The organism is Nocardioides sp., from assembly GCF_050246775.1.
Taxonomy (GTDB): Bacteria; Actinomycetota; Actinomycetes; order Propionibacteriales; family Nocardioidaceae; genus Nocardioides.
The window spans coordinates 359662-381704 of record NZ_JBFWVK010000003.1 but is presented as its reverse complement, the minus strand read 5'-3'; the positions used below and the strand labels follow the sequence as shown (position 1 = coordinate 381704).

Below are 22043 nucleotides of genomic sequence, written 5' to 3'. Positions count from 1 at the left end.
CCGCACAGACTAGGCAACAGGCATCCGGAGGCCGTGGGCGGGCGACTATGGTGCAGGTCATGCCCACCCGAGTCCTCAGTCTGCACAGCCGCGACGAGGGGGTTGCCGCCCACACGCTGCGCGACGGCATCGCCAGGATCCAGGCTGAACTCCACGTCACCAGCGATTTCCCCGACGAGGTCGAGGCGGCTGCTGCGCAGGCCGCCGCGCGTCCGCGGCTCCCGAGCCTGGACCGGACGGATCTGCCGTTCGTCACCATCGACCCGGCCAGTGCCATGGACCTCGACCAGGCGATGCACATCGAACGCGCCGGGGACGGCTATACCGTCTACTACGCGATCGCCGATGTGGCTGCGTTCGTGACGGCCGGGGACCCGGTCGACCTCGAGGCGCACCGACGCGGCGAGACCCTCTACGGCGCCGACTCCAAGATCCCCCTGCACCCGAAGGTGATCTCCGAAGACGCCGGCTCCCTCCTGGCCGGTCAGGTGCGCCCGGCCCTGCTCTGGGAGGTCGCGGTCGACGCGACCGGCGAGGGCACCAGCATCCAGGTCCAGCGGGCTCTGGTGAAGAGTCGCGAGAAGTTGTCCTACGACGGGGTGCAGCAGGCCATCGACGACGGGACGGCCCCGGAGGTCTTCACCCTGCTGAAGGAGATCGGTCAGCTTCGCCTGGCCAAGGAGGCCGAGCGCGGCGGCGTGTCGCTGCCACTGCCCGAGCAGGAGATCGACATCGCCGGTGACAGGTGGCAGCTGGAGTTCCGAGAACAGCATGCGGTGGAGCAGTGGAACGCCCAGATCTCGTTGTTGGTCGGCATCGGCGCCGCGACTCTCATGATGCAGGCGGGCGTCGGTTTCCTGCGCACGTTGCCGCCGGCCGATCCGCGGGACCTGAAGCGCCTGCACCGCACGGCCCGCTCCCTCCAGATCGACTGGCCGGCCGACCAGCCCTACCCGGAGTTCATCCGCTCCCTCGACCCGACCCAGTCCCGCGATGCCGCGATGGTGGTCGCGAGCACGCGTGTCCTGCGAGGCGCGGCGTACGTCGGGTTCGACGGCGCGGTGCCACCGCAGGCGCGACAGGCCGCCATCGCGGCCGAGTACGCGCACGTCACCGCGCCCCTGCGACGTCTGGCGGACCGCTACGCGGGCGAGATCTGCCTGGCGATCTGCGCCGGGCAACCCGTGCCGCAGTGGGTGCTCGACGAGCTCGACACGCTGCCCGAGACGATGCGGGACTCGGCTCGGCGCGCCAGTCAGTACGAGAACGCGATCCTCAGCCTGGTCGAGGCCGCCGTCCTGCAGCACCGGGTCGGTGAGGAGTTCGCCGGGGTGGTCGTCGAGGTGGACGATCGTGACGAGCGACGAGGTGACGTCTCGATCCCGTCGCCGGCGATCGAGGCGGTCGTGACCTCCGACCGGCCATTGCCGTTGGGGGACGCCGTGACCGTCACGCTGACGAAGGCCGATGTCAACGCGCGGCAAGTGGCCTTCAGCCTGGGTGCGCAGGCAACCGTCGCGCCGTAGAGTGCGTCAGAGGGTGTGAGGCAGTCTCACGAACAGGGAGCCCGACATGACGTCAGATCGGCACGGACGCGACATCTTCCACATCGAGGGGGAGGGCTTCGTTGGCGATCCGCCCGGCACTGCACGTGAAGCCGCCGCCGCGATCCCGTTCCGGTTCTCCCGGATGGGTCCCAAGGGCCGCAAGCTGCCGCGCGGGCTGCGCGTGAAGATGGCGCGGGCGATGACCAGTGGTGCCAACGTCAACGGCAACATCCCCTCGGGTTTCACCTACCTGGGCCAGTTCGTCGACCACGACCTCACGTTCGACTTCACCGACGTGGCCCTGGGTGACGACGTCTCTCCGGCCGATCTGCTGCAGGGACGCTCACCCACCCTCGACCTCGACAACCTGTACGGCGCCGGGCCGCTCGATGCGGAGTCCGCGCGCTTCTACGAGGACGGTGTGCGGCTCAAGGTGGGGACCACCACCCGTTCCGGGAGCGACCTGGCCAAGCGTGGCTTCGACGTACCCCGCGTGGGCACCGGAGGGGTGCGGGCCCGGAGGCGGGCCAACATCCCTGATCGGCGCAACGACGAGAACCTGGCGGTCGCCCAGACCCATGCGGCCATGATCCGTTTCCACAACCGGGTGGTTGACCGCCAGCGAGCCACCGTGCCACCTGCGGATCGGTTCCGGCGGGCCCGCAAGCGGGTGGTGCTGCATTACCAATGGATGTTGCGAACCGACTACCTGCCGCGGATCTGCGACCCTGCGGTGGTCGATGACGTCTTCACCAACGGACGCAAGGTGTTCGAGGTCGGGGCGGATCCGCTGTCGATGCCCACCATGCCGGTGGAGTTCTCCGTGGCCGCTTTCCGGCTCGGCCACTCGATGGTGCGCGAGGCCTACAACTGGAATGCCCGCTTCCCCTCGGGACAGGGCTCGCTCGACCTGCTGTTCGCGTTCTCCGGCACCAGTGGGGACCTGGGCGGCAACGACACCCTGCCCAGCAACTGGATCGCCGACTGGCGTCGGCTCTACCGGTTCCACGAGATCCAGCGCGACGACCTGAAGCCGCCGCCACGTCAGTTCAACTTCGCCCGTCGTCTCGACACGGTGCTCGTCGATCCGCTCGCCGCGCTGCCACCGGGCTCCTTCGGAGGCACCGACGCCGACTTCGGCACCATCGAGGCCAACCTGGCCTTCCGGAACCTGACGCGTGCCACGATGCTCAACCTGGCGAGCGGTCAGCAGATGGCCGACTTCATGATCAGCAAGGGCGTGGCGCTGACCAAGCTCACGCCTGCTCAGATCCGCAACGGGCTCGACGGGGCCTCGCTGGGAGACCTGACCGCAGCCGAACGCGACGTCTTCGTGGCCCACACCCCGTTGTGGTTCTACGTGCTGCGCGAGGCCGAGCTCAACGGAGGCCACCTCACCGGGGTCGGTGCCAGGATCGTCGCCGAGACGTTCCACCGCGCGATGGAAGGGAGTCGGTTCTCGATCATCCGGGAGTCGACCTTCAGCCCGACGCTCGGCACCGTCCTGGGCCGGTTCACCATGACCGACCTGTTGGTGTTCGCGTTCGCGAACAAAGAGAACCTGTTGGCACCGCTCGGCGACTGACCGACCTGGACGTACATCTGCGACAGGTCGGCGGGGAATCGGCGTACAACTGCGACAGGTGGGCGGATGAGCTGGCTCATAGGCCGGGTTCTGTTCGCCGGGTGGCCTTGCGAGCACCCGGTTGGCGACCATCCATCTGGGACGACCGTCGCCGGCCGCCTCGTGCGATCTACCCGCACACTCGGGCGGGCCGCCCTCGAACGTGTGCGCATCGCTCCCGGAGGAACGACTTCTTGATCTTGCTCCTGGTGGGGTTTACCTAGCCACAACGGTCACCCGCTGTGCTGGTGGTCTCTTACACCACCGTTTCACCCTTACCGGACCCTGCCGAAACAGGACCGGCGGTCTGTTTTCTGTGGCACTGTCCCGCGAGTTGCCCCGGGTGGGTGTTGCCCACCACCGTGCCCTGTGGAGCCCGGACCTTCCTCGACCTGCACCCGAAGGTGTCGGCCGCGGCCGCCCGGCCAGCTCATCCGCACGCACAGACTAGTGCAGAGCCCTCAGGACGGCTCGAGGGCCGAGGAGTAGAGGCAGGTGACCTGGACGTCGACGGTCATGTCCGAGGTGCCCCCGCCGGTGAAGATGCCGCTCAGTGGCTTGACGTCCGTGTAGTCGCGGCCAGCCGCGATCACGACGTGACGATCCAGTGGCTCGACGTCGTTGGCGATGTCCCAGGCCTGCCACCCGTCGTCCCACCACTGCACCCACGCATGGGACTCACCGGCCACCGACTCACCGACCACCGGCACCGAGGCCGGGTGCAGGTAGCCGGACACATAGCGTGCCGGGATGCCCATCGTGCGCAGCCCGCCGATGACAAGGTGAGCCATGTCCTGGCAGACCCCGCCGCGCTGCACCCACGCATCGGCCGCGTGGCTCTGCACCGAGGTCGAGCCGGTGATGTAGTCGACCTCGTCATGCACGAGCGCGCACATCGCCTTGGCTGCCTCACCAGGCGAGGCCGCATCAGCGGCCAGCTCACGCGCGCGCTGCGCGAGATCCGCGGGCGGAGCGACCATCGGACCGGTCAGCAGGTACTCCGTGCGGGCATCGACCACCTCGGGTGAGGCCAGGTCCGCCCAGGACAGCTGCGGCCCCGGCGCGGGGGACCGGTTGGTCTGGACCGTGGACGTCGCGGAGACCGTCAGCGACTCGTGGGGGTCGAACACCTCGAACGTCGTCACCTGGGTGCCGAAGTAGTCACGATAGCTGTGCGTCCACGGGGCTGGAGACACGTCGAGCCTGGTGTGCAGCACGATCTGCTCCGGCGTCGTACGCGGTGTCAGCCGGGCTTGGTTGTACGACGCGTTGGCGGTGCCGTCGTACTCGAACGTGGTCGTGTGGACGACCTTCAACCGCATCGTCATGAGCGCACCCCGTGCCAGGTCGTCGCCTCGGAGCCGGCGAAGAATCGCCGGCTGATCGAATCCGTGGCCTCCGCACAGGTGCGCTGCAGGCGTTCCATCTCGGTGGGCAGGTCGGCCACCACGTCGCTGAGGGAGCGGTACTCCAACTCGGCGCGGGTGCGACCCAGCAACCGCTGGGCGTCGTTCTGGAAGCCGGCCCGCTGTCCGTTCTCGAGAGCCTCAAGGCACATGTCGGCCCGGTTGAGCGAATGCACCACCGAGCGCGGGAACAGCCTGTCGAGAAGCAGGAACTCCGCCGCGCCACGCTCGGTCTCCAACCCCTTGTAGGTCCTGAGGAAGGCGTCGTAGGCACCGCAGGCGCGCAATGTGGTGATCCACGACGTGCCTGATCCGGTGGCCAGCGACGCGGTGGCGACCAGGCGTGCGGTCATGTCGGCCCGCTCGATCGAACGACCCAGCACGAAGAACTGCCACCCCTCGTCCCGGGTCATCGTCGCGCTCGCGTGGCCGTTGATCAGCGAGGCCCGGTCGCGCACCCAGTGGAAGGTGGCCGGCGGACGCAGGGCCCGGAAGTGTCCCGTCGGGATCGCCCGGTAGGTCGTGTTGAGGGCCTCCCACATCGGCACCGACAGCGTCTCCCGTGCCCGGCGGGCGCTCTCGCGCGCGGCACCCAGCGCCGCCGCGATGGAGACCGGGGAGTTCGTGTCGTAGGCCAGCTGCTCCATCACCAGGGCCGTGTCGACCCGAGCCCCGGCCGGTGCGTCGACCCCCATGATCGAGAGCAGCGTGCGGCAGGTCGTCTCCTCCTCGGTGCGTCCCTCCTCCAGGATCAGCTGGGTGGTGACGTCGAGAATCCGAGCGGTGTCCTCGGCGCGCTCGACGTACCGGCCGATCCAGAACAGCGACTCCGCGATCCGGCTCAGCACGAGAGGTCCGCGGGGTCGGCGAGGAGGCGTTGTTGCTGCTGCTGTTCCTCGGAGTGCTGGGTCAGCTCGGTCATGGCCGGACCCGTGCTCTGCGGGGTGAGGGACACCTGCAGGCGTGGCTGCTCGGCCGGTTCGGGCTTCGGCCCGTTGCCGGCCAGCACCCAGGTGTCCTTGGACCCTCCGCCGCGCGAGGAGTTCACGATCAGCTCACCCTCGGCGAGCGCCACCCGGGTCAGCCCGCCGGGCAACACCCACACCTTGCTGCCGTCGTTCACCGCGAATGGCCGAAGGTCGACGTGGCGCGGACCCATCTTGCCCTCGACGTACGTCGGCACCGTCGAGAGCTGTACGACGGGCTGCGCGATCCAGGCTCGCGGGTCGGCCAGCACCTGCTTGCGGAGCTGGTCCAGCTCGGCCGCCGTCGCCTTGGGCCCGATGACGATGCCCTTCCCGCCCGAACCGTCGACCGGCTTGAGCACCAGCTCGTCGAGGCGGTCCAACACCTCGGCACGGGCGTCGTCGTCGCCCAGGCGCCACGTGTCGACGTTCTTGAGCACCGGCTCCTCGGAGAGGTAGTAGCGGATGATGTCGGGCATGTAGGTGTAGACCAGCTTGTCGTCCGCGATGCCGTTGCCGATCGCGTTGGCCAGCGTGACGTTGCCGGCACGCGCCGCATCCACCAGACCGGGGCAGCCCAGGAGCGAGTCACCGCGGAAGTGCACCGGGTCGAGGAACTCGTCGTCGACCCGGCGATAGATCACGTGCACCTGCTCGAGACCATGCGTGGTCCGCATCATCACCCGGCCGCGTCGACACACCAGGTCGCGACCCTCGACGAGCTCGACGCCCATGGTGCGCGCCAGGAGCGCGTGCTCGAAGTAGGCGCCGTTGAACACCCCGGGGGTCAGGACGACCACCGTGGGGTCCGGAACCGCTGCCGGTGCGGCCGCCCGCAGGGCCGCCAGCAGCTTCTGTGGATAGGAGGCCACCGGACGGATCCGGTGCTGGGCGAACATCTCAGGAAGCGCCGAGGCGATCGCGCGTCGGTTGGTCATCACGTAGGAGACCCCCGACGGCACCCGGACGTTGTCCTCCAGGACCCGGAACTCGCCCTCGTCGTCACGGATCAGGTCGATGCCCGAGACGTGGACCCGGACCCCGTTGGGCGGCTGCACACCAGCGGCCTGACGGTGGAAGTGCGAGGAGGTGGTCACGACACTGCGCGGGATCACACCGTCGCGATAGACCTCGCCGGCGTCGTACACGTCGGCCAGGAAGGCCTCGAGGGCACGCACCCGCTGCTGCACCCCGGACTCGATCGTCGACCAGGTGTCGTGCTCGATCACCCGGGGCAGGATGTCGAGCGGGAACGCCCGCTCCTCGCCGGCGATGTCGAAGGTGACGCCCTGGTCGAGGTAGGAGCTGGCCAGAGCGTCGACCCGACTGCGGATGTCGGTCGGTGTCATCTCGTGCAGGGAGGCGCGCATCCGCTGGTAGGGCGGGCGGAGTGCGTCGTCCTCGAACATCTCGTCGTACGCCGTGCCGCGCGCCGCGCCGTACCCCTGGAACATCGCATCCACGTGGGTGAGGTTACGAAGGCCAGGTTGCGGGGTTGTTTCCGACACGTGACCAACCCTGTCAGGGATTGGTCAAAACTTCTGCCCCCTGTGGCGTGACGAGCAGGGTGTGCTCGAACTGCGCGCTGCGTCTGAGGTCCTTGGTGACCACCGTCCACTCGTCGTCCCACATGGTCCACTCGTGGGTGCCGAGGTTGAGCATCGGTTCGATCGTGAAAGTCATCCCGACCTCGATCAGGTCGTCGTAGTAGGACTCGTCGTAGTGCGGCACCACGAGCCCACTGTGGAAGCTGGTGCCGATGCCATGACCGGTGAACTCCCGGACCACGCCGTAGCCGAAGCGCTTGGCGTAGGACTCGATGACACGCCCGATCACGTTGATCCTGCGTCCTGGCCGGACGGCCTTGATGCCTCGGTTGAGGGCTTCGCGGGTGTGTTCGACCAGGGCCTTCGTCTCCGGGTCGACGTCGCCGGCGTAGAAGGTCGCGTTGGTGTCGCCGTGCACCCCGTCGAGGAAGGCGGTGATGTCGATGTTGACGATGTCGCCGTCCTCGACGACCCGACTGTCGGGGATGCCGTGGCAGATCACCTCGTTGACGCTCGAGCACAGCGACTTGGGAAAGCCCTTGTAGCCCAGGGTCGAGGGGTAGGCGCCGTGGTCGCAGAGGAACTCGTGACCGATCCGGTCCAGCTCGTCGGTGGTGATGCCGGGAACCACGGAGGCGCCGACCAACTCACGGGCCTGGGCCGCGAGCCTGCCGGCCACCCGCATCTTCGCGATCGTCTCGGCGTCCTTGACCTCCGAGCCGGTGAACTTGGCCGGGCCCGGCTTGTCGACGTACTCGGGACGAGCGATGTGCGGGGGCACCGGACGGCGCGGCGAGATCACGCCTGGGGCTACTGCGGACATGGGGCCGAGTGTAGTTTCACCTTCATGAGCGATCAGTACTGGTTCTGCCTGACCCACCACGCGGTCGAGGGGGAGGACGGTTGCCGCAACCAGGACCGTCTGGGTCCCTACGCGACCTCGGCCGAGGCTGCTCGCGCGCTCGACAAGGTCGAGGAACGCAACGAGGAGTGGGACAACGACCCGGCCTGGAACGACGACAAGCTCGAAGACTGACCCTCCTCGCGTGGTCGGTGTCAGTGCCGAACGTCGATCACCAGGCGCTGGGGGTTGTGCAGCCAGAACACCCGATAGTCGGCGCGGTGGGTCAGCGCGAGCCCGAACGACACGTGGCCCTCGAAATCGCCGATGAACGCCAGAGCCTTGAGGGTGTCGAAGTGGGGGCGTGCGATCCGGGGTCCCCGGTAGAGGTTCACCCCGGTGAGGGTGTGGGCGCGCGCTGGGCTCAGGTCGATGCGCAGGCCGGACCGTCCGTGGATCGGGACCGGAGCGCCGGATCCGTCGTAGAAGAACCTGCGGGCGTAGTTGATGTGCCCGGAGGCGATCGCGCCACGGAGGTGGATCACGACCCTGTCGTACCCGGGGTGCGTGGCGTACGTCAGGTCGACCACGCGTGGATCGCGGGCGAGCGGGTTGGTCCAGGTGATGGCCGTGTTCCGCCAGGCAGGCAGGGTCGTGGCGTCAGCGGTGGTCGGGGTGACGACGAGGGCAGTGCCGAGCATGGCGAGCAGAGCCGCTGCCAGTGCGATGAGTCGCTTCATTGTCGAAGTCCTTTCAGGGATGCATGAGTGACGCGTAGGAACCACGTCCGGTTGTCCTCTGAAGAGATCGTCGACCCGCGCGGAGTACGCCGACGAGGGCCACAAGGCCCGACTCGTAGGGCCGCGCGCCACGACTCAAGCAGCCGCTAGCCGGACTCAACGAGCCGGGCGCACCCGGAGTACGACGTCGTCGGTGCCGTTGCTGGTGGTCACCAGCAGGTCGCCGTTGCTCGTGGAGGTGACCGAGCGCAGTCGCCCGTAGGCCTGGAGGGCGGCCGGAGTCCGGACCCGGACCAGGTGACCGCTGGCGTCGAACCTCATGAACAGCAGCTCACCGGCCTTGAGCGCCGCCACGGCCAAGGTGCCGTTGAGGGCACCCCACTGGGAGCCGTGCACCCACGCCGCCCCCGACGTCGCCAGGGTCGGATCGCCGGAGCGCCAGCGAGCGCCCACCTGACGGCCGGGAAGGGAGAAGTCGGTCATGGGCACCGACTCGTCGTAGCCCGGCACCGGGTTCCAACCGTAGTTCGCGCCTCTGAAAAGCCGGTTCACCTCGTCGTCGCGGAAGCTGCCGTGCTCGACCGACCACAGGGTGCCGTCGGCCCGCTGCGCCAGACCCTGCACATTGCGGTGTCCGTAGGTGTAGACGTAGCGACGGTTGCGGCTGGGTGCGTCGGCCCACGGGTTCGAGGGGGAGGGGGCGCCGGTCAGCGGGTCCAGCCGCAGCGTCTTGCCGCCCAGGGAGCGCAGGTTCTGGGGATTGGTGCCCGTGGCGGCGTCGCCGGTGCCCACCAGGAGGGCACCGCCCTTGAGCAGGAGCAGTCGGCACCCACCATGGCGTCCACTGCTGGTGGGCAGACCCTTGAGCAGGATCTTCTGCAGGGTGGCGCGAGTGGTGGCGGCGTTCATCCGCCAGGCGACGACCCGGACGTCGTGCCCGCCACCGGGGGTGTTGCCACCCTGGCAGGTGTAGAAGCGCCGACTGGTGGCGAAGTCCGCAGCCACCGCGAGGGACATCAGACCCGTCTCGCCGGAGACCCAGATGTTGCGGTTGGACAGCGCGACGCGGTGCTTGACCCCGCCCTTGCTGACGACCAGTCGCCCCAGGTCGCGTTGGGTGAGCAGCAGTCGGCCCTTCCCGATGGGTTTGACGTCCCACGGGATGGCCAGCCCCGTCACCGCGCGCCGCACGACCAGGTCCGGCACGGCCAGCCGTTGTTGGGCCGCGTGCTGGGCGCGATCTGTGGGCTGCCCTGTGGGCTGGTCGGCGGCAACCGCACCACCCCCGAGTCCACACAGCGCAAGGGCGAGAACGGCGATCATCGGAGTCCGCATACGCGTCACGTTACGCGCATCACCGACTCAGAAGGTGTGCTCGGGCCCCGGGAAGGTGCCGTCCTTCACGTCTGCTGCGTAGGCCCTGGCAGCATCGAGGAGTACGCCGTGCACGTCGGCGTACTGCTTGACGAACTTCGCCATCCGGCCGGTCCGCAGTCCGAAGGCGTCCTGCCAGACCAGCACCTGGCCGTCGCAGTCCACCCCTGCGCCGATCCCGATCGTGGGGATCGTGACAGCTTTGGTGACCTCGGCGGCGACCTCCCCGGGCACCATCTCCATGACGACCGCGAAGGCACCCGCCGCCTCCATTGCGCGCGCCTCGTCGACGACCTGTTGGGCGGCCTCTCCGCGACCCTGGACGCGGTAGCCGCCCAGGTTGTGCTCGGACTGGGGGGTGAAACCGATGTGTGCCATGACCGGGATGCCACCCTCGGTCAGCTTGCGCACCTGGGGCACCATGGCCAGCCCCCCCTCGAGCTTGACGCAGTGCGCGTTGGCTTCCTTCATGAAGCGCACGGACGTGAGGTAGGCCTGCTCCGGTGAGGCCTGGTAGGACCCGAACGGCAGGTCGGCAACCACCAGGGCCCGGGTCACCGAGCGGGTCACCGCTCGCACCAGGGGAATCAGTTCGTCGACGGTGACCGGCAACGACGTCTCGTTGGCGTAGACGTTGTTGGAAGCGCTGTCGCCGACCAGCAGCACCTCGATGCCGGCCTCGTCGAACGTCTGGGCGGCGTACTGCTCGTAGGCGGTCAACATCGTGAACTTCTCACCGCGCTGCTTCATCTCGCGCAGGTGATGGGTCCGGATCCGCTTGTGCGTCACCGGCGCGGAGGAGGCGGCCGGGCCGCTGCCGTAGGGGGCGGTCTCCTCAGGCGTGGGCTGGGTGCTCATCATCGAGCTCCTTCATCTCGAGGCTCCCTGCTGGAGTCCCCTGAATCACCTCACAGGTTAGTGCCGTTGCCCGCCTGTGGCGCTGTGGTGCCCGTCACCCTCAGCATCTCGACCTGTTGAGGGTGAAGTCGGCCGTCACGGTCTGTCCCTTCGTCAGCCGAACCCTCCTGGTCTGTGGTGCGTAGCCGTCCTTCGCGGCGATCAGCTGCAGCGGGTTGGCCCCGGCGTTGAACCAGTAGGCGTAGCCACCGTCCCCATCGGTCAGGAAGGTCCACGAACCGGCCCACGAGTCCACCTGCAGGGTGGCCCCGGGCAGCGCTGCGACGGTGCCCGTGCACGCCTTGCCACTCACGGTCCCGACCAGCTTTCCCCATGCCTTCGGTGGGGTGATCGTCATGGTCACTGCGACCGGATCCACCGACGTCGGTGTGTCTTCGGCGATGGCGACCCCGGCGGTGTAGGTGCCGGGCTGGGAGACGTGGGAGTCCATGGTGACCGAGACCCGGACCGACTCACCCGGAGCCAGCGTGGCCGCCGATGGACTGACCGAGAGCCAGTCGACGTCAGCCGCGGTCGTGGCGCAGTCCTCGAAGCCGGGCAGGACCTCGCTGGCGGCGGTGGGGGTGAACCCTCCGGTGTCGCCTCCGATCTTGTAGAAGCCACAGGCTGCACCACCGCGGTAGACCACCGAGTTGGAGTTCGGAAGGTCGGACCAGGTGCCGGCAGCAGGGTCGAAGGCGAAGCTCCGGTTGGTGACGTCCCCGCCCTGGATGCCGCCGGTCACGACCAGGGTCGCGTTGGCCACCGCGGACCCGGCGGCCCACGAGTCGGCAGGAGCGTCGGCGATCGGCGACCACGAGTCTGCGCCGGGGTCGTAGACATAGCTGGCAGCTGTGCCGTCGTTCTCGTCGGTGCCGCCGGTGCAGTAGATCTGGCCGTCGATCCCCCCGCAGGACGCGAAGGCCACGTTGCCCGGATAGTCGGCGCGGGTCGTCCAGGTGTCGCTGCTCGGGTCGTAGGACGAGACCGAGTTGGACATCGGGACACAGTCACCGGTCGTGCAACCGCCGACGGTGTAGAACTCACCACCCGCGACTGCGTGGCCCGAGGCTGAGAGGGCGACAGGTGCGTCGGCGGCCGGCGTCCAGCTGTCGGCGGCAGCGTCGTAGAGCCACGTCGAGGTGGTGGTGTCGGACTCACCCCACCCTCCCGTGGCCACGAGTTGCCCGTCGACCTCGCCGACGGCCATCGCGTTGCGCGCCTCGGGCAGGCTGGCCTTCTCCGTCCAGGTCAAGGTGGCGGGGTCGTAGGCGTACACCGACGCCGAGCTGGCGTTCCCGTCCCCGCCGCCGACCGAGTAGACGACGCCGTCGAGGTAGACGACCCCGTTGTCCATCACCTCAGTGGGGTAGTCGGCGATGTCGGTCCAGGGTGCGTCGTGGGGCCCCACGGCCTGCGCTCCGGGCGAGGCGGTGGTCGCCTTGTCCGGGTGCGCGGCGTAGGAGGCCCGCACCTCGAGCCGCTGGAGCGGAGCACCGTCCATCCGCTTGATGGCGGCCCGCGTCGTACGCCGCCCGTCGGCACCGAGCAGCACGAAGCCGCCCTTGCGCTCGGTGAACTCGGCCTGCACCGGTGCAGTGCCGTCATTGGTGACGGTGAACGTCCGGGTCTTGGTGCGCGTGCCGAGAGTCATCGTGCTCGACACGGAGGTCGGCGACACGGTGAGGTGCCCCGAACCGAGCCGGAAGTTCGCCCGGACGGTGTCGTCGGCACGCACGGTCACCTGCTTGGTGCGTGACTGGTAGTTGCGTGCCGACGCGGTGAACCGGTGCTGACCGGTCAGCGAGGAGAACATCCAGTAGTAGCCGTCGGCGAGCGCATCGTCGTCGGGGGTGGCGACTGTCCGCGCACTGTCCGTGGGTTCGTCCACGCTCGTCACGGTGGCCCCCACGATGCCCTGGTTGCGGCGGGCGTCGATGATGTTGCCCAGGACCAGTCCGCCGGGGATGGCGTCGCAGGTGCGGTTGCCGATGAAGACGTCGTCGACCTCCCACCACCAGGCGTAGGCGGCGTCGTAGTAGTGGAAGCGCAGCTGGACTGCGGACTGGCCGGCCGCAGAGGGCAGCTGGATGCTGTCCTCACGTGGGCCGCGGACGTCGGTGGTCTGGTTGAGCACCGTCTCCCAGGTGGTGCCGCCGTCGATGCTCAGGTCGACGTCGGCGGTGTCGCCCAGGTTGTTGTAGTCCTGCCGGAAGGTGATCACGGGAGCTGGCATGGAGCTCATGTCGATCACCGGTGAGACCAGTGAGGTGTCCTGCACTCCGTCGGGGCCGTAGAAGTCGGAGTCGACCACGGCGAACCCTCCGTCCCCGCCGGTCAGGTTGCCCCGCTCACCTGGGTCGTCGAAGGCCCACACCTCGCCGTTGCCGGCGTTGTCCTCGACGCTCCAGCCCGAAGGCAGACCGTCGCCGTTGAAGTCCTCGGTCTCACCGGCGGCGTTGAACCGGTAGCCAGGGGCCGTGCACGTGGAGTCGTCGACCGGGACGGCCAGGTCCTGAGTGGCGTCGCCGCCGCTCAAGGTGACGTCCTGGCTGATCTGCTCATAGCCCGGGTAGTCGACGTGCGGCGTCAGCGTGTACGTCGCGTCGCTGGGCAGCGTGACGCTGTACTCACCTGTCAGCGGATCGGTCCACACATCGGGGGCCGGGCCGTCGATGTCGATGCGGGCGTAGAGCGGCCACCCATGGGCGGAGCCGTCGGTGACGGTGCCGCTCAGCGTCACTGTCGGGGCGGCGTCGAGCGCGACATCGCCGTCGGTGGTCTCGTCGGTGGCCACCGTGAAGGTCGAGGTCGCCGCGACGTAGCCGAACGCCGAGACGGTGGCGGAGTAGTCGCCGACCACGAGCCGCACCGAGTAGCTGCCGTCAGCGCCGGTGGTCAGGGTCCGGTTGGCGGGTCCGGTGAGGCTCACCTGGGCGCCCGCGAGGGGTGCACCGGTGGCGGCGTCGGTCACGGTGCCGGCCAGCGTGCCGGTGTCACCGATGGGTGCGGCGTTCAGCAGGGCCAGCGCGTCGAGACGGCCCTCCCCGAACACGTTGTTGTCCTCAGCGGTGCCGCCGCAGCTCGTGTCGTCGGAGTCGATCGCGGTGCTGTCGAGCAGGGCCCGGGTGCCCTCGATGTCGCCGACGAGCGCCGGGGCGGCGGACCAGAGCAAGGCCACCGTGCCTGCGAGGTGTGGTGAGGCCATGGAGGTGCCACTGATGGTCTCGTAGGTGTCGTCGGGGAAGCTCGAACGCACGTCGACCCCGGGAGCGGAGATGTTGGGTTTGATGGTGCCGTCCTGGCCGTCACCGCGGGCCGAGAAGTCGGCGATCTGGTCGTTGACGTCGTAGGCGCCGACCGAGTAGTTGATGGTCCGGCTGCCGGGGGATCCACTGGTCTGGCAGTCGGGTCCACTGTTGCCGTTCGACCAGCTTCCGAAGATCCCGGAGGCGGCCCACGCGAGCTCGATGTCCTCCATGAACGGGTCGTTGGTGGGTTGGGTCGTGCCCCAGGAGTTGTTGATGATGTCGGGGCGCTTGCTGACGTCGGGTGACTCGCCGGCCAGGTCGGTGGGGGCCAGCATCCACTGCCCAGAGGCGATCAGGGCTGCATCGGAGGGGCAGCATCCGTTGGCCGAGATCCAGGTCGCTCCCGGCGCAACACCGATCTGGTTGCTGCCCCCGTCGTCACCGATCATGGTCCCCATCGTGTGGGTGCCGTGCCCGTCGTTGTCGCACGGTGCGCCGTCGCAGGAGCCGTCGGCGTCGAACCAGTTGTAGTTGTGCTCGAACGTGCCGTCACCGTTGTTCCCGCGGTAGTGACCGACCAGGGCGGGGTGGTCGTACTGGACGCCGGAGTCGATGCTGCCCACGACGATGCCTTCACCCTTGACCCCGTACTGGCTCCACACGTCGTCGGCATGGATGTCGGACACGCCCCACTCGACGGAGTTCGGCGCCAGCTGCTTGCGGCCGGGGATGGGCTTCTCGAGTCGGTAGTCGAAGGTCGCGTAGACCCCCCGGACGGCGGGCTGGGCAGCGATCCGGTCCACCAGGTCGGAGTCTCCGGCATCGACCCGGATGGCATTGGTGGCCCAGAACGACTGATAGCTCACCCCTTCCTCGTCGAGCAGGGCGCGGGTGGCCTCCTGGCTGTCCAGCGCAGCCTTCGTCAACGTGTCGTAGACCGCCTGCCCGCGTTGGTCGCGGTCCTTGATGGCAGCCGCACGCGAGAGATCGGGTTGGGCGAATCGCACCCAGAAGCTGGCAGCGCCCTTGTCGCTGAGCTGACGGCTCAACTTCGGCTTGATCTTGGCCGAGGCATCCGCTGTCGAACCCGGTGCGCCCCCGGCGGAGGGGGAGACAGCACCCAGGGCCAGGGCAACCACGATCAGGACGAGTGCCAGGACCCGTGCGAGCAGGGGGCGTCGCTTCGACATCATGGTGAGATCCCTCCGTCAAGGGCACCGTGCCCCTGCTGTCCCTGACGCTAGGGATGGGGCACGACGGCGACAACGATGATTCGCGGTCAATACGTGGGCGTTCTGGGCGATTGCTTGGCAACGCGGTTGGCTGCTCTGGACAGGGGGGCCGACCGAGCACCTGGCGCCGTACTCCTTGACTTCCTTTACCTGTCCAAGCAAATTGAGAGCCCATGAGCTGAAAGGAAGCGGCCATGTCTCTCGCTCGGGGAGAGGTTCTGACTGGAGAGGGTCCTCAGACGCGCCATGAGGCGCCATCGCCGACCCTGATGATCGCGATCGCCGCCTCGCCGGAGGATCGGATGAAGCTGGCCGCCTTGGGCCTGCCACTGGTGCTGGTGTCGAGTCGCGAGGAGGCGCTGGCATTGCTCGGGGCGCTCGCTCCCACGGTGGACCCTGCGCGGTCCCCGAGCCGTCCGGTGTCGATGGGGCCCACCGGTCTCACGATCGACTCCGACCGTCGCACGGCTCACTGGCGCGAGCGCGCGGTGCCGCTGTCCCCACTCGAGCACGATCTGCTCCAGTGCCTGCTGATCGAAGCCGGCCGGACCTGGACGTTCACCCGACTGCACCGTGAGGTCTGGGGCAATGACCATCTCGGGGGCCGTACCGACCTGCAGTCGGTGGTGAAGCGGCTGCGCCGAAAGCTACGGGACCTCGGCTGTCCCTGGCAGATCCACGCGGTGCGAGGAGTCGGGCTCCGGCTGACCGAGTGGCGCCCGACGACCACACCGCTGTCGCTGCCGCGACAACGGGGGGTCCGGGCGCAGGACAGAACTGCCTGACACGAGACCGCAGGCACGCCGACGTGGCAGGCTGGGGGGATGGTTCACCCTGTCCGCGTCTTCGCCGAGGCCGACCTGATCCCCGCTGATCCGACCCCGGGCATGGTGCGTACCCGTGCCTTCGAGGTCCCGATGCTGTGGGCTGGTCGGGTCGAGACCGCTCCGGGTGCGGTGTCCGGGTGGCATCACCACGATGCGAACGAGACCAGCCTCTACGTCGTCTCCGGGGTGTTGCGCCTGGAGTTCGAGGGTGGTGACGGCCCCCTCGACGCAGGGGCCGGCGACTTCGTCCACGTGCCGGCGTACACGGTGCACCGCGAGAGCAACCCCGGCGACGTACCGTCGGTCGCCGTCATCGCCCGAGCGGGCGGGGCCATCCCCACGGTCAACGTGGATGCCCCTCGATGATCACCCCGCCGGGAGCCTCGCTGGCGATGGACGCCGAGGGCAACCAGTTGCTGGCGTTTCGTCGCTGCGCCGAGCGGGAGCTCGCGCCGCTCGAGGCCAAGGGCTCCCTGCGAATGGCCGTCGTCGTGGCCGAGTACGGCGCGGAGGTGCTGCTCGTGCACAACTCGTGGCGGCTGCACTGGGAACTCCCCGGCGGTGAGCGACACGTGGATGAGCCCCCGCGGCGCGCAGCGGAGCGGGCGTTCGCCACGAAGAGCGGTCTCGCGGTCCCGGAGCTCGACTTCGTCGCCGTCGTGACCTTCCGGCTGGTGCCCGACGACCGGGTCGAGCATGCCGCGATCTACCGTGTCAGCCTCGGCGCCAGGGCTGACGTCAACGCCTTCGTGCCCACCGACGAGGTCGGGGGACTGCGGTGGTGGGACCTCAAGGAGGAGCTGCCGGACTCCGCAGATCTGGATCTGTGGATCGCGCAGCACGCTCTCAAGCGTTGACACGCTACGATGGTGACAACGCCGACCTTCGCAGCGCCTTGCGTGGAGCGAAATTCTGGCGTCCTGGTTCACTGCGCATGTGTGAGCGCAGATTGGTTGGACCCGGTGGTGTCGAGGGTGGATGACCCAGTTCGGCCGACGTCACGTCGTGGTGTCGTCCGGTGGCCTAGCGCTCCGGGCGTCGTTGTCGTATCGCTCTGGCCAACGTGCCGGGCGCGTTCCAGAGGAGGAACTCTTGGCTCGACGAGGCCAACGCCAGTCCGGGGAGACCCGGACTGCTCCGCGAGCCCACCGCGGTGCGCGTGCCTTCGGCAACGACGGCGTGATCCCGGTGCTCGCCCGTGCGGTGCGCGGTGTCGAGGCCGATGCCGAACGCGGGCCGGTCAAGCCCTCGTCGCGCACCAAGTTCCAGGTCGTCGCGCTGCTGGTGCGTGAGGAGCGCGCCCGGGTCAAGGCCGACGAGACGATCACCGAGTCCCAGCGCGGCGAGCAGCTCAAACGACTCGACGGCGTCGCGACGATCCTGGCCAAGACCGCCGCCCGGGACACCTCGCTGCTGGTCCTGCTCGCCGAGGACGCGGTGATCTCCGATGCAGCCCGCACGCTGAAACGCGACATGTTGCTTGCCGGTGGGATGGAACCACCGCCCGAAGAGGTCGTCGTTGCCCCACCTGAGGACGCCGCTCCCGCCGCCGCCGAACGGCGCGTCGTGCCCCAGTCGGTCATCTCCCGGCAACTCGCCAACCCCTTCCAGGTGCCTGACTTCGTCAACGTGGAGCCGCGCGCCCCTCGCCAGCATCACCTGGCCACCTGGGAGTTGCTCGGGCCGCTCTTCCGGGCCTTCGAGTACGGCGGCGCGTCGTCGTGCATGCACCTGCCCGAGCCTGCCTCGCTCCAGGCGCCGGCCGGGCTGGAGCTCATGCCCCACCAGGCGCAGGTGATCGCGGCCGCCGCCAAGGGACACCGCACCTTCCTGCTGGCCGACGAGCCCGGACTCGGCAAGACCGCCCAGGCACTGCTCGCCGCGCAGGCGGCCAACGCCTACCCGCTGCTGGTCGTCGTACCCAACGTGGTCAAGACCAACTGGGCCCGGGAGGCCGCCCTGTGGACCCCCAACCACCCGGTCACCGTCATCCATGGCGACGGCGAGACCATCGACGGTTTCGCCGACATCGTGGTGGTCAACTACGAGGTCCTGGACCGGCACGTCGGCTGGCTCGGTGACTTCGGGTTCCGCGGCATGGTGGTCGACGAGGCGCACTTCATCAAGAACAAGACCTCGCAGCGCTCACAGCACGCGATCCAGCTCTCGGAGCGGATCCGGGCGCGGGTCTCGAGACCACTGCTGATGGCGCTCACCGGCACTCCGCTCATCAACGACATCGAGGACTTCCGCGCCATCTGGCAGTTCCTCGGCTGGATCGACGACAAGAAGCCGACCGCGTCGCTGATGGCCTCGTTGGAGGAGATCGGACTCACCCCGGTGGACCCTGGTTTCTACCCGGCGGCGCGCACCCGGGTGATCGAGCAGGGGATCGTCCGGCGCCGCAAGGTCGACGTCGCCGCCGACATCCCGGCCCGGCGGATCGCCGACCTGCCCGTCGAGCTCGACGACGCCGTCGGTCGCTCGATCCGCGAGGCCGAGCAGGAGCTGGCCCGTCGGTTGGTCGCCCGCTACGAGAGCGCCTTGGCGACCCGGACCTCGGGGATCGTCGTCGAGGGCATCGATCACGAGCTGGTGCGCAGGGTGGCGACCTGGGAGCGCGAGGACACGACCACGGCCCAGTCGGGGGAGAACGTCTTCAGCATGATGCGGCGCATCGGGCAGGCCAAGGCGGGTCTGGCGGCCGACTATGCCGCCCAGCTCTCCCGCAACGTCGGCAAGGTGGTGTTCTTCGCCAAGCACGTCGACGTCATGGACGTGGCGCAGGACACGTTCGCCAAACGCGGGATCCGCTACTCCTCGATCCGCGGCGAGCAGACGCCGAAGGCGCGTCAGAAGAACATCGACGCGTTCATCAACGACCCCGACGTCGCGATCGTCGTGTGTTCGTTGAGCGCCGCCGGGGTGGGGCTGAACCTGCAGGTGGCCTCCAACGTCGTACTCGCGGAGCTGTCGTGGACCGACGCCGAGCAGACCCAGGCGATCGACCGCGTGCATCGCATCGGTCAGGCCGAACCGGTCACCGCTTGGCGGATCATCGCTGCCCAGACGATCGACACCAAGATCGCCGAGCTGATCGACAGCAAGGCCGGCCTGGCCGCACGCGCGCTCGACGGGTCCGATGTCGAGGTGTCCTCGTCGGCCGACATCCAGCTCGAGGCCCTGGTGGCGCTGCTGACCGAGGCGCTGTCGGAGTCCCTGTAGGAATCCCCGTAGGAATCCCCGGTCGGCCGGGGGAAGCCGCGGTTGTCAGCCTCTGCACAGGCTGACAACCGACTGAATCACCGGACATCCGGGGATTCCTGGGGCTGATGTGAGTGACGGGGCCAACCGCGAGGAGCCCTAGACTCGGGTCGTGGACTTCTATTCGGCATACGCCCAGGGTTTCGCCCGCGTCGCGGCTTGTACGACGCCCGTGGCCATCGCCGACCCGGCCCGCAACCTCGTCGCGATCCTGGAGGAGGTCCGGGCCTGTCACGACCAAGGTGTGGCGGTCGCCGTCTTCCCGGAACTGGCTCTCAGCGGCTACGCGATCGACGACCTGCTCCTCCAGGACGTCCTGCTGGAGGGGGTCGAGGACGCCCTGCTCAAGCTGACCTTGGCCAGTCGCGAACTGCTGCCGGTCATCGTCGTCGGTGCTCCGCTGGTGCACGGCACGCGCGTGCTCAACTGCGCTGTGGTCATCCACCGCGGCAGCATCCTCGGGGTCAGCCCCAAGTCCTACCTGCCCAACTATCGTGAGTTCTACGAGCGGCGACACTTCGCGCCCGGCGACGACAGGCGCGGCGCGAGCATCCAGGTCGGCGACCAGACGGCACCCTTCGGCCCCGACCTGATCTTCCGTGCCAGCGACGTCCGCGGACTGGTGCTGCACGTCGAGGTCTGTGAAGACATGTGGGTGCCGATCCCGCCCAGTGCCGAGGCGGCACTGGCCGGCGCCACCGTCCTGGCGAACTTGAGCGGCAGCCCCATCACGGTGGCCAGGGCCGAGGACCGCCGGATGCTGGTGCGCAGTGCCAGTGCCCGCTGCAACGCGGCGTATCTGTATGCCGCCGCCGGCCAGGGCGAGTCCACCACTGACCTGAGCTGGGACGGGCAGACCCTGGTCTACGAGTGTGGAGACCTGTTGGAGGAGTCCGAACGGTTCCCCGAGGGTGCCCGACACAGCATCGCCGACGTCGACCTCGACCGGCTGCGCCAGGAGCGGCTGCGCCAAGGCAGCTTCGACGACAACCGCCGCACCCACGACGCCCGCGTCCAGGAGTTCCGGACCGTCAGCTTCACCCTTGACCCGCCCACCGGCGACATCGGGCTGCGACGCAAGGTCGACCGCTTCCCGTTCGTGCCTGACGATGCCGAGCGCCTCGCGCTCGACTGCTACGAGGCCTACAGCATCCAGGTCTCCGGGCTCGAGCAGCGCCTCGCCGCGATCGGGCACCCCAAGGTCGTGATCGGGGTCAGTGGTGGACTCGACTCCACCCACGCCCTGATCGTCGCGGCTCGCGCGATGGACCGGCTCGGCCGCCCGCGCAGTGACATCCACGCCTTCACGATGCCCGGCTTCGCCACCAGCGATTCCACGAAGTCCTACGCGACCCGACTGTCCCAGGCGCTCGGGGTCACCTTCGAGGAGCTCGACATCAAGCCCGCCGCCGAGCAGATGCTCAAGGACCTCGACCACCCCTACGCCGACGGCACGGCGACCTACGACGTGACCTTCGAGAACGTGCAGGCGGGCCTGCGCACCGACTACCTGTTCCGACTGGCCAACCATCGCGGCGGCATCGTGCTGGGCACCGGTGACCTCAGCGAGTTGGCACTGGGTTGGTGCACCTACGGGGTCGGGGACCAGATGTCGCACTACGCGGTGAACACCGGTGTGCCCAAGACCCTGATCCAGCACCTGATCCGGTGGGTGATCTCGGAGGAGATCTTCGGGACCGAGGCCAACGTCATCCTGACCGAGATCCTGGCCCAGGAGATCACTCCCGAGCTCATCCCCACCGAGGAGGGCAAGAAGCCACAGGCGACGGAGGACTCGGTGGGCCCCTACGCCCTGCAGGACTTCACGCTGTTCCACGTGCTGCGCCGTGGCTCACGGCCGAGCAGGATCGCCTTCCTGGCCTGGCATGCCTGGCGCGACGCGAGCGCGGGCCAGTGGCCGCCCGGCTTCCCCGAGGAGCGGCGTACGGCGTACGACGTGGCGGCGATCAGGCGCTGGCTGACGGTGTTCGTGACGCGCTTCTTCGCCAGCCAGTTCAAGCGATCGGCGCTGCCCAACGGACCCAAGGTCAGTGCCGGGGGCACCATGTCGCCTCGCGGGGACTGGCGGATGCCCTCGGATGCGAGCCCCGCGGCCTGGCTGGCTGAGATCGAGGAGCGGGTGCCCCAGGCGTGAGGTCAGCCGGCGCTTCCGCCGGCGACCGTGTAGGACCACAGCTCGCTGGACATGCTGACCGGTGCGGGAGCTGCTTCCCCGGCTGCTGGTGGCCGATGTCCTTGCCCGAACGCCGGTGAGCTCGCCCAGGCCTGGAACGACTCCTCGTCGCGCCAGCGGGTGACCACCAACCAGGTCAGCCGGTCGTCGGCCGGTTGCAGGAGCTCGAAGCCCTCGAAGCCGTCCTGGCCGTCGACGGCTCCGGCGCGTGCAGCGAAGCGGCGCGCGAGCTCGTCTCCGGAGTCGGCGGGCACGGTGATGGCGTTGATCTTGATGATCGTCATGTCCCGATGCTCTCAGGCGGCCGGTCACCGCCTTTGCCTCGCCTTAGCAA

17 protein-coding genes and 1 other RNA gene are annotated in these 22043 nt (G+C 68.7%); 8 read left to right on the top strand and 10 right to left on the bottom strand.

The features are described from left to right. Positions 1-59 precede the first annotated feature (59 nt). Positions 60-1526: an RNB domain-containing ribonuclease gene (locus tag AB7I40_RS16740; RefSeq protein ID WP_428346920.1), complete on the top strand. Its 1467-nt coding sequence runs from the start codon at positions 60-62 to the stop codon at positions 1524-1526. Positions 1527-1572: 46 nt separating this feature from the next. Beyond that, a complete protein-coding gene (locus tag AB7I40_RS16735; RefSeq protein WP_428346921.1) occupies positions 1573-3132 on the top strand; it encodes a peroxidase family protein in 1560 nt (519 codons plus the stop codon). Positions 3133-3195: 63 nt separating this feature from the next. Here AB7I40_RS16735 and rnpB read toward each other — a convergent pair. The 5 genes from rnpB to map form a co-directional block, all read right to left on the bottom strand. After that, an RNA gene (gene rnpB, locus AB7I40_RS16730) (RNase P RNA component class A) lies at positions 3196-3604 on the bottom strand. A 28-nt stretch (positions 3605-3632) separates the two neighbouring features. After that, positions 3633-4499, bottom strand: coding sequence for a transglutaminase family protein (locus AB7I40_RS16725; RefSeq protein ID WP_428346922.1), 867 nt, complete (start codon positions 4497-4499; stop codon positions 3633-3635). Next, a complete protein-coding gene (locus AB7I40_RS16720) occupies positions 4496-5425 on the bottom strand; it encodes an alpha-E domain-containing protein (protein WP_428346923.1) in 930 nt (309 codons plus the stop codon). Before AB7I40_RS16720 ends, AB7I40_RS16725 begins: the two co-directional genes overlap by 4 nt. Then, on the bottom strand, positions 5419-6996 hold the full coding sequence (locus AB7I40_RS16715) for a circularly permuted type 2 ATP-grasp protein (protein WP_428347026.1): 1578 nt from the start codon (positions 6994-6996) through the stop codon (positions 5419-5421). Before AB7I40_RS16715 ends, AB7I40_RS16720 begins: the two co-directional genes overlap by 7 nt. 67 nt (positions 6997-7063) lie before the next feature. Continuing rightward, positions 7064-7912, bottom strand: coding sequence for a type I methionyl aminopeptidase (gene map, locus AB7I40_RS16710; protein ID WP_428346924.1), 849 nt, complete (start codon positions 7910-7912; stop codon positions 7064-7066). Between the two features lie 24 nt (positions 7913-7936). Between map and AB7I40_RS16705 the strand changes: the two genes are divergently transcribed. Next, positions 7937-8125 carry a hypothetical protein gene (locus AB7I40_RS16705; RefSeq protein WP_428346925.1) on the top strand — a complete coding sequence of 63 codons (189 nt, stop codon included), beginning with the start codon at positions 7937-7939 and terminating at the stop codon, positions 8123-8125. A 20-nt stretch (positions 8126-8145) separates the two neighbouring features. On the opposite strand, the gene AB7I40_RS16700 is transcribed toward AB7I40_RS16705, so the two are convergent. From AB7I40_RS16700 to AB7I40_RS16685, 4 genes are all read right to left on the bottom strand, one after another. After that, on the bottom strand, positions 8146-8670 hold the full coding sequence (locus AB7I40_RS16700; RefSeq protein WP_428346926.1) for an AMIN-like domain-containing (lipo)protein: 525 nt from the start codon (positions 8668-8670) through the stop codon (positions 8146-8148). Positions 8671-8826: 156 nt separating this feature from the next. After that, a complete protein-coding gene (locus tag AB7I40_RS16695) occupies positions 8827-10005 on the bottom strand; it encodes a PQQ-dependent sugar dehydrogenase (protein WP_428346927.1) in 1179 nt (392 codons plus the stop codon). Positions 10006-10032: 27 nt separating this feature from the next. Further along, positions 10033-10905: a 3-methyl-2-oxobutanoate hydroxymethyltransferase gene (gene panB / locus AB7I40_RS16690; RefSeq protein WP_428346928.1), complete on the bottom strand. Its 873-nt coding sequence runs from the start codon at positions 10903-10905 to the stop codon at positions 10033-10035. 97 nt (positions 10906-11002) lie between these two features. Beyond that, a complete protein-coding gene (locus AB7I40_RS16685; RefSeq protein WP_428346929.1) occupies positions 11003-15385 on the bottom strand; it encodes a S8 family serine peptidase in 4383 nt (1460 codons plus the stop codon). Positions 15386-15693: 308 nt separating this feature from the next. Between AB7I40_RS16685 and AB7I40_RS16680 the strand changes: the two genes are divergently transcribed. The 5 genes from AB7I40_RS16680 to AB7I40_RS16660 all read left to right on the top strand — a co-directional run bounded on the left by AB7I40_RS16680 (position 15694) and on the right by AB7I40_RS16660 (position 21670). Beyond that, positions 15694-16209, top strand: coding sequence for a winged helix-turn-helix domain-containing protein (locus AB7I40_RS16680; protein ID WP_428346930.1), 516 nt, complete (start codon positions 15694-15696; stop codon positions 16207-16209). A gap of 39 nt (positions 16210-16248) precedes the next feature. Further along, complete coding sequence (locus AB7I40_RS16675) at positions 16249-16617, top strand: cupin domain-containing protein (RefSeq protein ID WP_428346931.1); 369 nt, start codon at positions 16249-16251, stop codon at positions 16615-16617. Beyond that, positions 16614-17108 carry an NUDIX hydrolase gene (locus AB7I40_RS16670; RefSeq protein WP_428346932.1) on the top strand — a complete coding sequence of 165 codons (495 nt, stop codon included), beginning with the start codon at positions 16614-16616 and terminating at the stop codon, positions 17106-17108. The genes AB7I40_RS16675 and AB7I40_RS16670 overlap by 4 nt, the downstream gene beginning before the upstream one ends. Positions 17109-17343: 235 nt before the next feature. Next, complete coding sequence (locus tag AB7I40_RS16665; RefSeq protein WP_428346933.1) at positions 17344-19476, top strand: DEAD/DEAH box helicase; 2133 nt, start codon at positions 17344-17346, stop codon at positions 19474-19476. Positions 19477-19627: 151 nt separating this feature from the next. Next, positions 19628-21670: an NAD(+) synthase gene (locus AB7I40_RS16660; RefSeq protein WP_428346934.1), complete on the top strand. Its 2043-nt coding sequence runs from the start codon at positions 19628-19630 to the stop codon at positions 21668-21670. Between the two features lie 2 nt (positions 21671-21672). Here AB7I40_RS16660 and AB7I40_RS16655 read toward each other — a convergent pair whose 3' ends face one another. Then, positions 21673-21993 carry an antibiotic biosynthesis monooxygenase family protein gene (locus tag AB7I40_RS16655; RefSeq protein WP_428346935.1) on the bottom strand — a complete coding sequence of 107 codons (321 nt, stop codon included), beginning with the start codon at positions 21991-21993 and terminating at the stop codon, positions 21673-21675. Positions 21994-22043: the final 50 nt, after the last annotated feature.

Bases quoted from the DNA above. Each gene is read 5' to 3' on its own strand.
- AB7I40_RS16740 (WP_428346920.1), top strand. From the start codon at position 60: ATGCCCACCCGAGTCCTCAGTCTGCACAGCCGCGACGAGGGGGTTGCC.
- map (WP_428346924.1), bottom strand. From the start codon at position 7,912: ATGTCCGCAGTAGCCCCAGGCGTGATCTCGCCGCGCCGTCCGGTGCCC.
- panB (WP_428346928.1), bottom strand. From the start codon at position 10,905: ATGATGAGCACCCAGCCCACGCCTGAGGAGACCGCCCCCTACGGCAGC.
- AB7I40_RS16705 (WP_428346925.1), top strand. From the start codon at position 7,937: ATGAGCGATCAGTACTGGTTCTGCCTGACCCACCACGCGGTCGAGGGG.
- AB7I40_RS16695 (WP_428346927.1), bottom strand. From the start codon at position 10,005: ATGCGGACTCCGATGATCGCCGTTCTCGCCCTTGCGCTGTGTGGACTC.
- AB7I40_RS16725 (WP_428346922.1), bottom strand. From the start codon at position 4,499: ATGACGATGCGGTTGAAGGTCGTCCACACGACCACGTTCGAGTACGAC.
- AB7I40_RS16685 (WP_428346929.1), bottom strand. From the start codon at position 15,385: ATGATGTCGAAGCGACGCCCCCTGCTCGCACGGGTCCTGGCACTCGTC.
- AB7I40_RS16680 (WP_428346930.1), top strand. From the start codon at position 15,694: ATGATCGCGATCGCCGCCTCGCCGGAGGATCGGATGAAGCTGGCCGCC.
- AB7I40_RS16675 (WP_428346931.1), top strand. From the start codon at position 16,249: ATGGTTCACCCTGTCCGCGTCTTCGCCGAGGCCGACCTGATCCCCGCT.
- AB7I40_RS16655 (WP_428346935.1), bottom strand. From the start codon at position 21,993: ATGACGATCATCAAGATCAACGCCATCACCGTGCCCGCCGACTCCGGA.
- AB7I40_RS16735 (WP_428346921.1), top strand. From the start codon at position 1,573: ATGACGTCAGATCGGCACGGACGCGACATCTTCCACATCGAGGGGGAG.
- AB7I40_RS16670 (WP_428346932.1), top strand. From the start codon at position 16,614: ATGATCACCCCGCCGGGAGCCTCGCTGGCGATGGACGCCGAGGGCAAC.
- AB7I40_RS16700 (WP_428346926.1), bottom strand. From the start codon at position 8,670: ATGAAGCGACTCATCGCACTGGCAGCGGCTCTGCTCGCCATGCTCGGC.
- AB7I40_RS16715 (WP_428347026.1), bottom strand. From the start codon at position 6,996: ATGTTCCAGGGGTACGGCGCGGCGCGCGGCACGGCGTACGACGAGATG.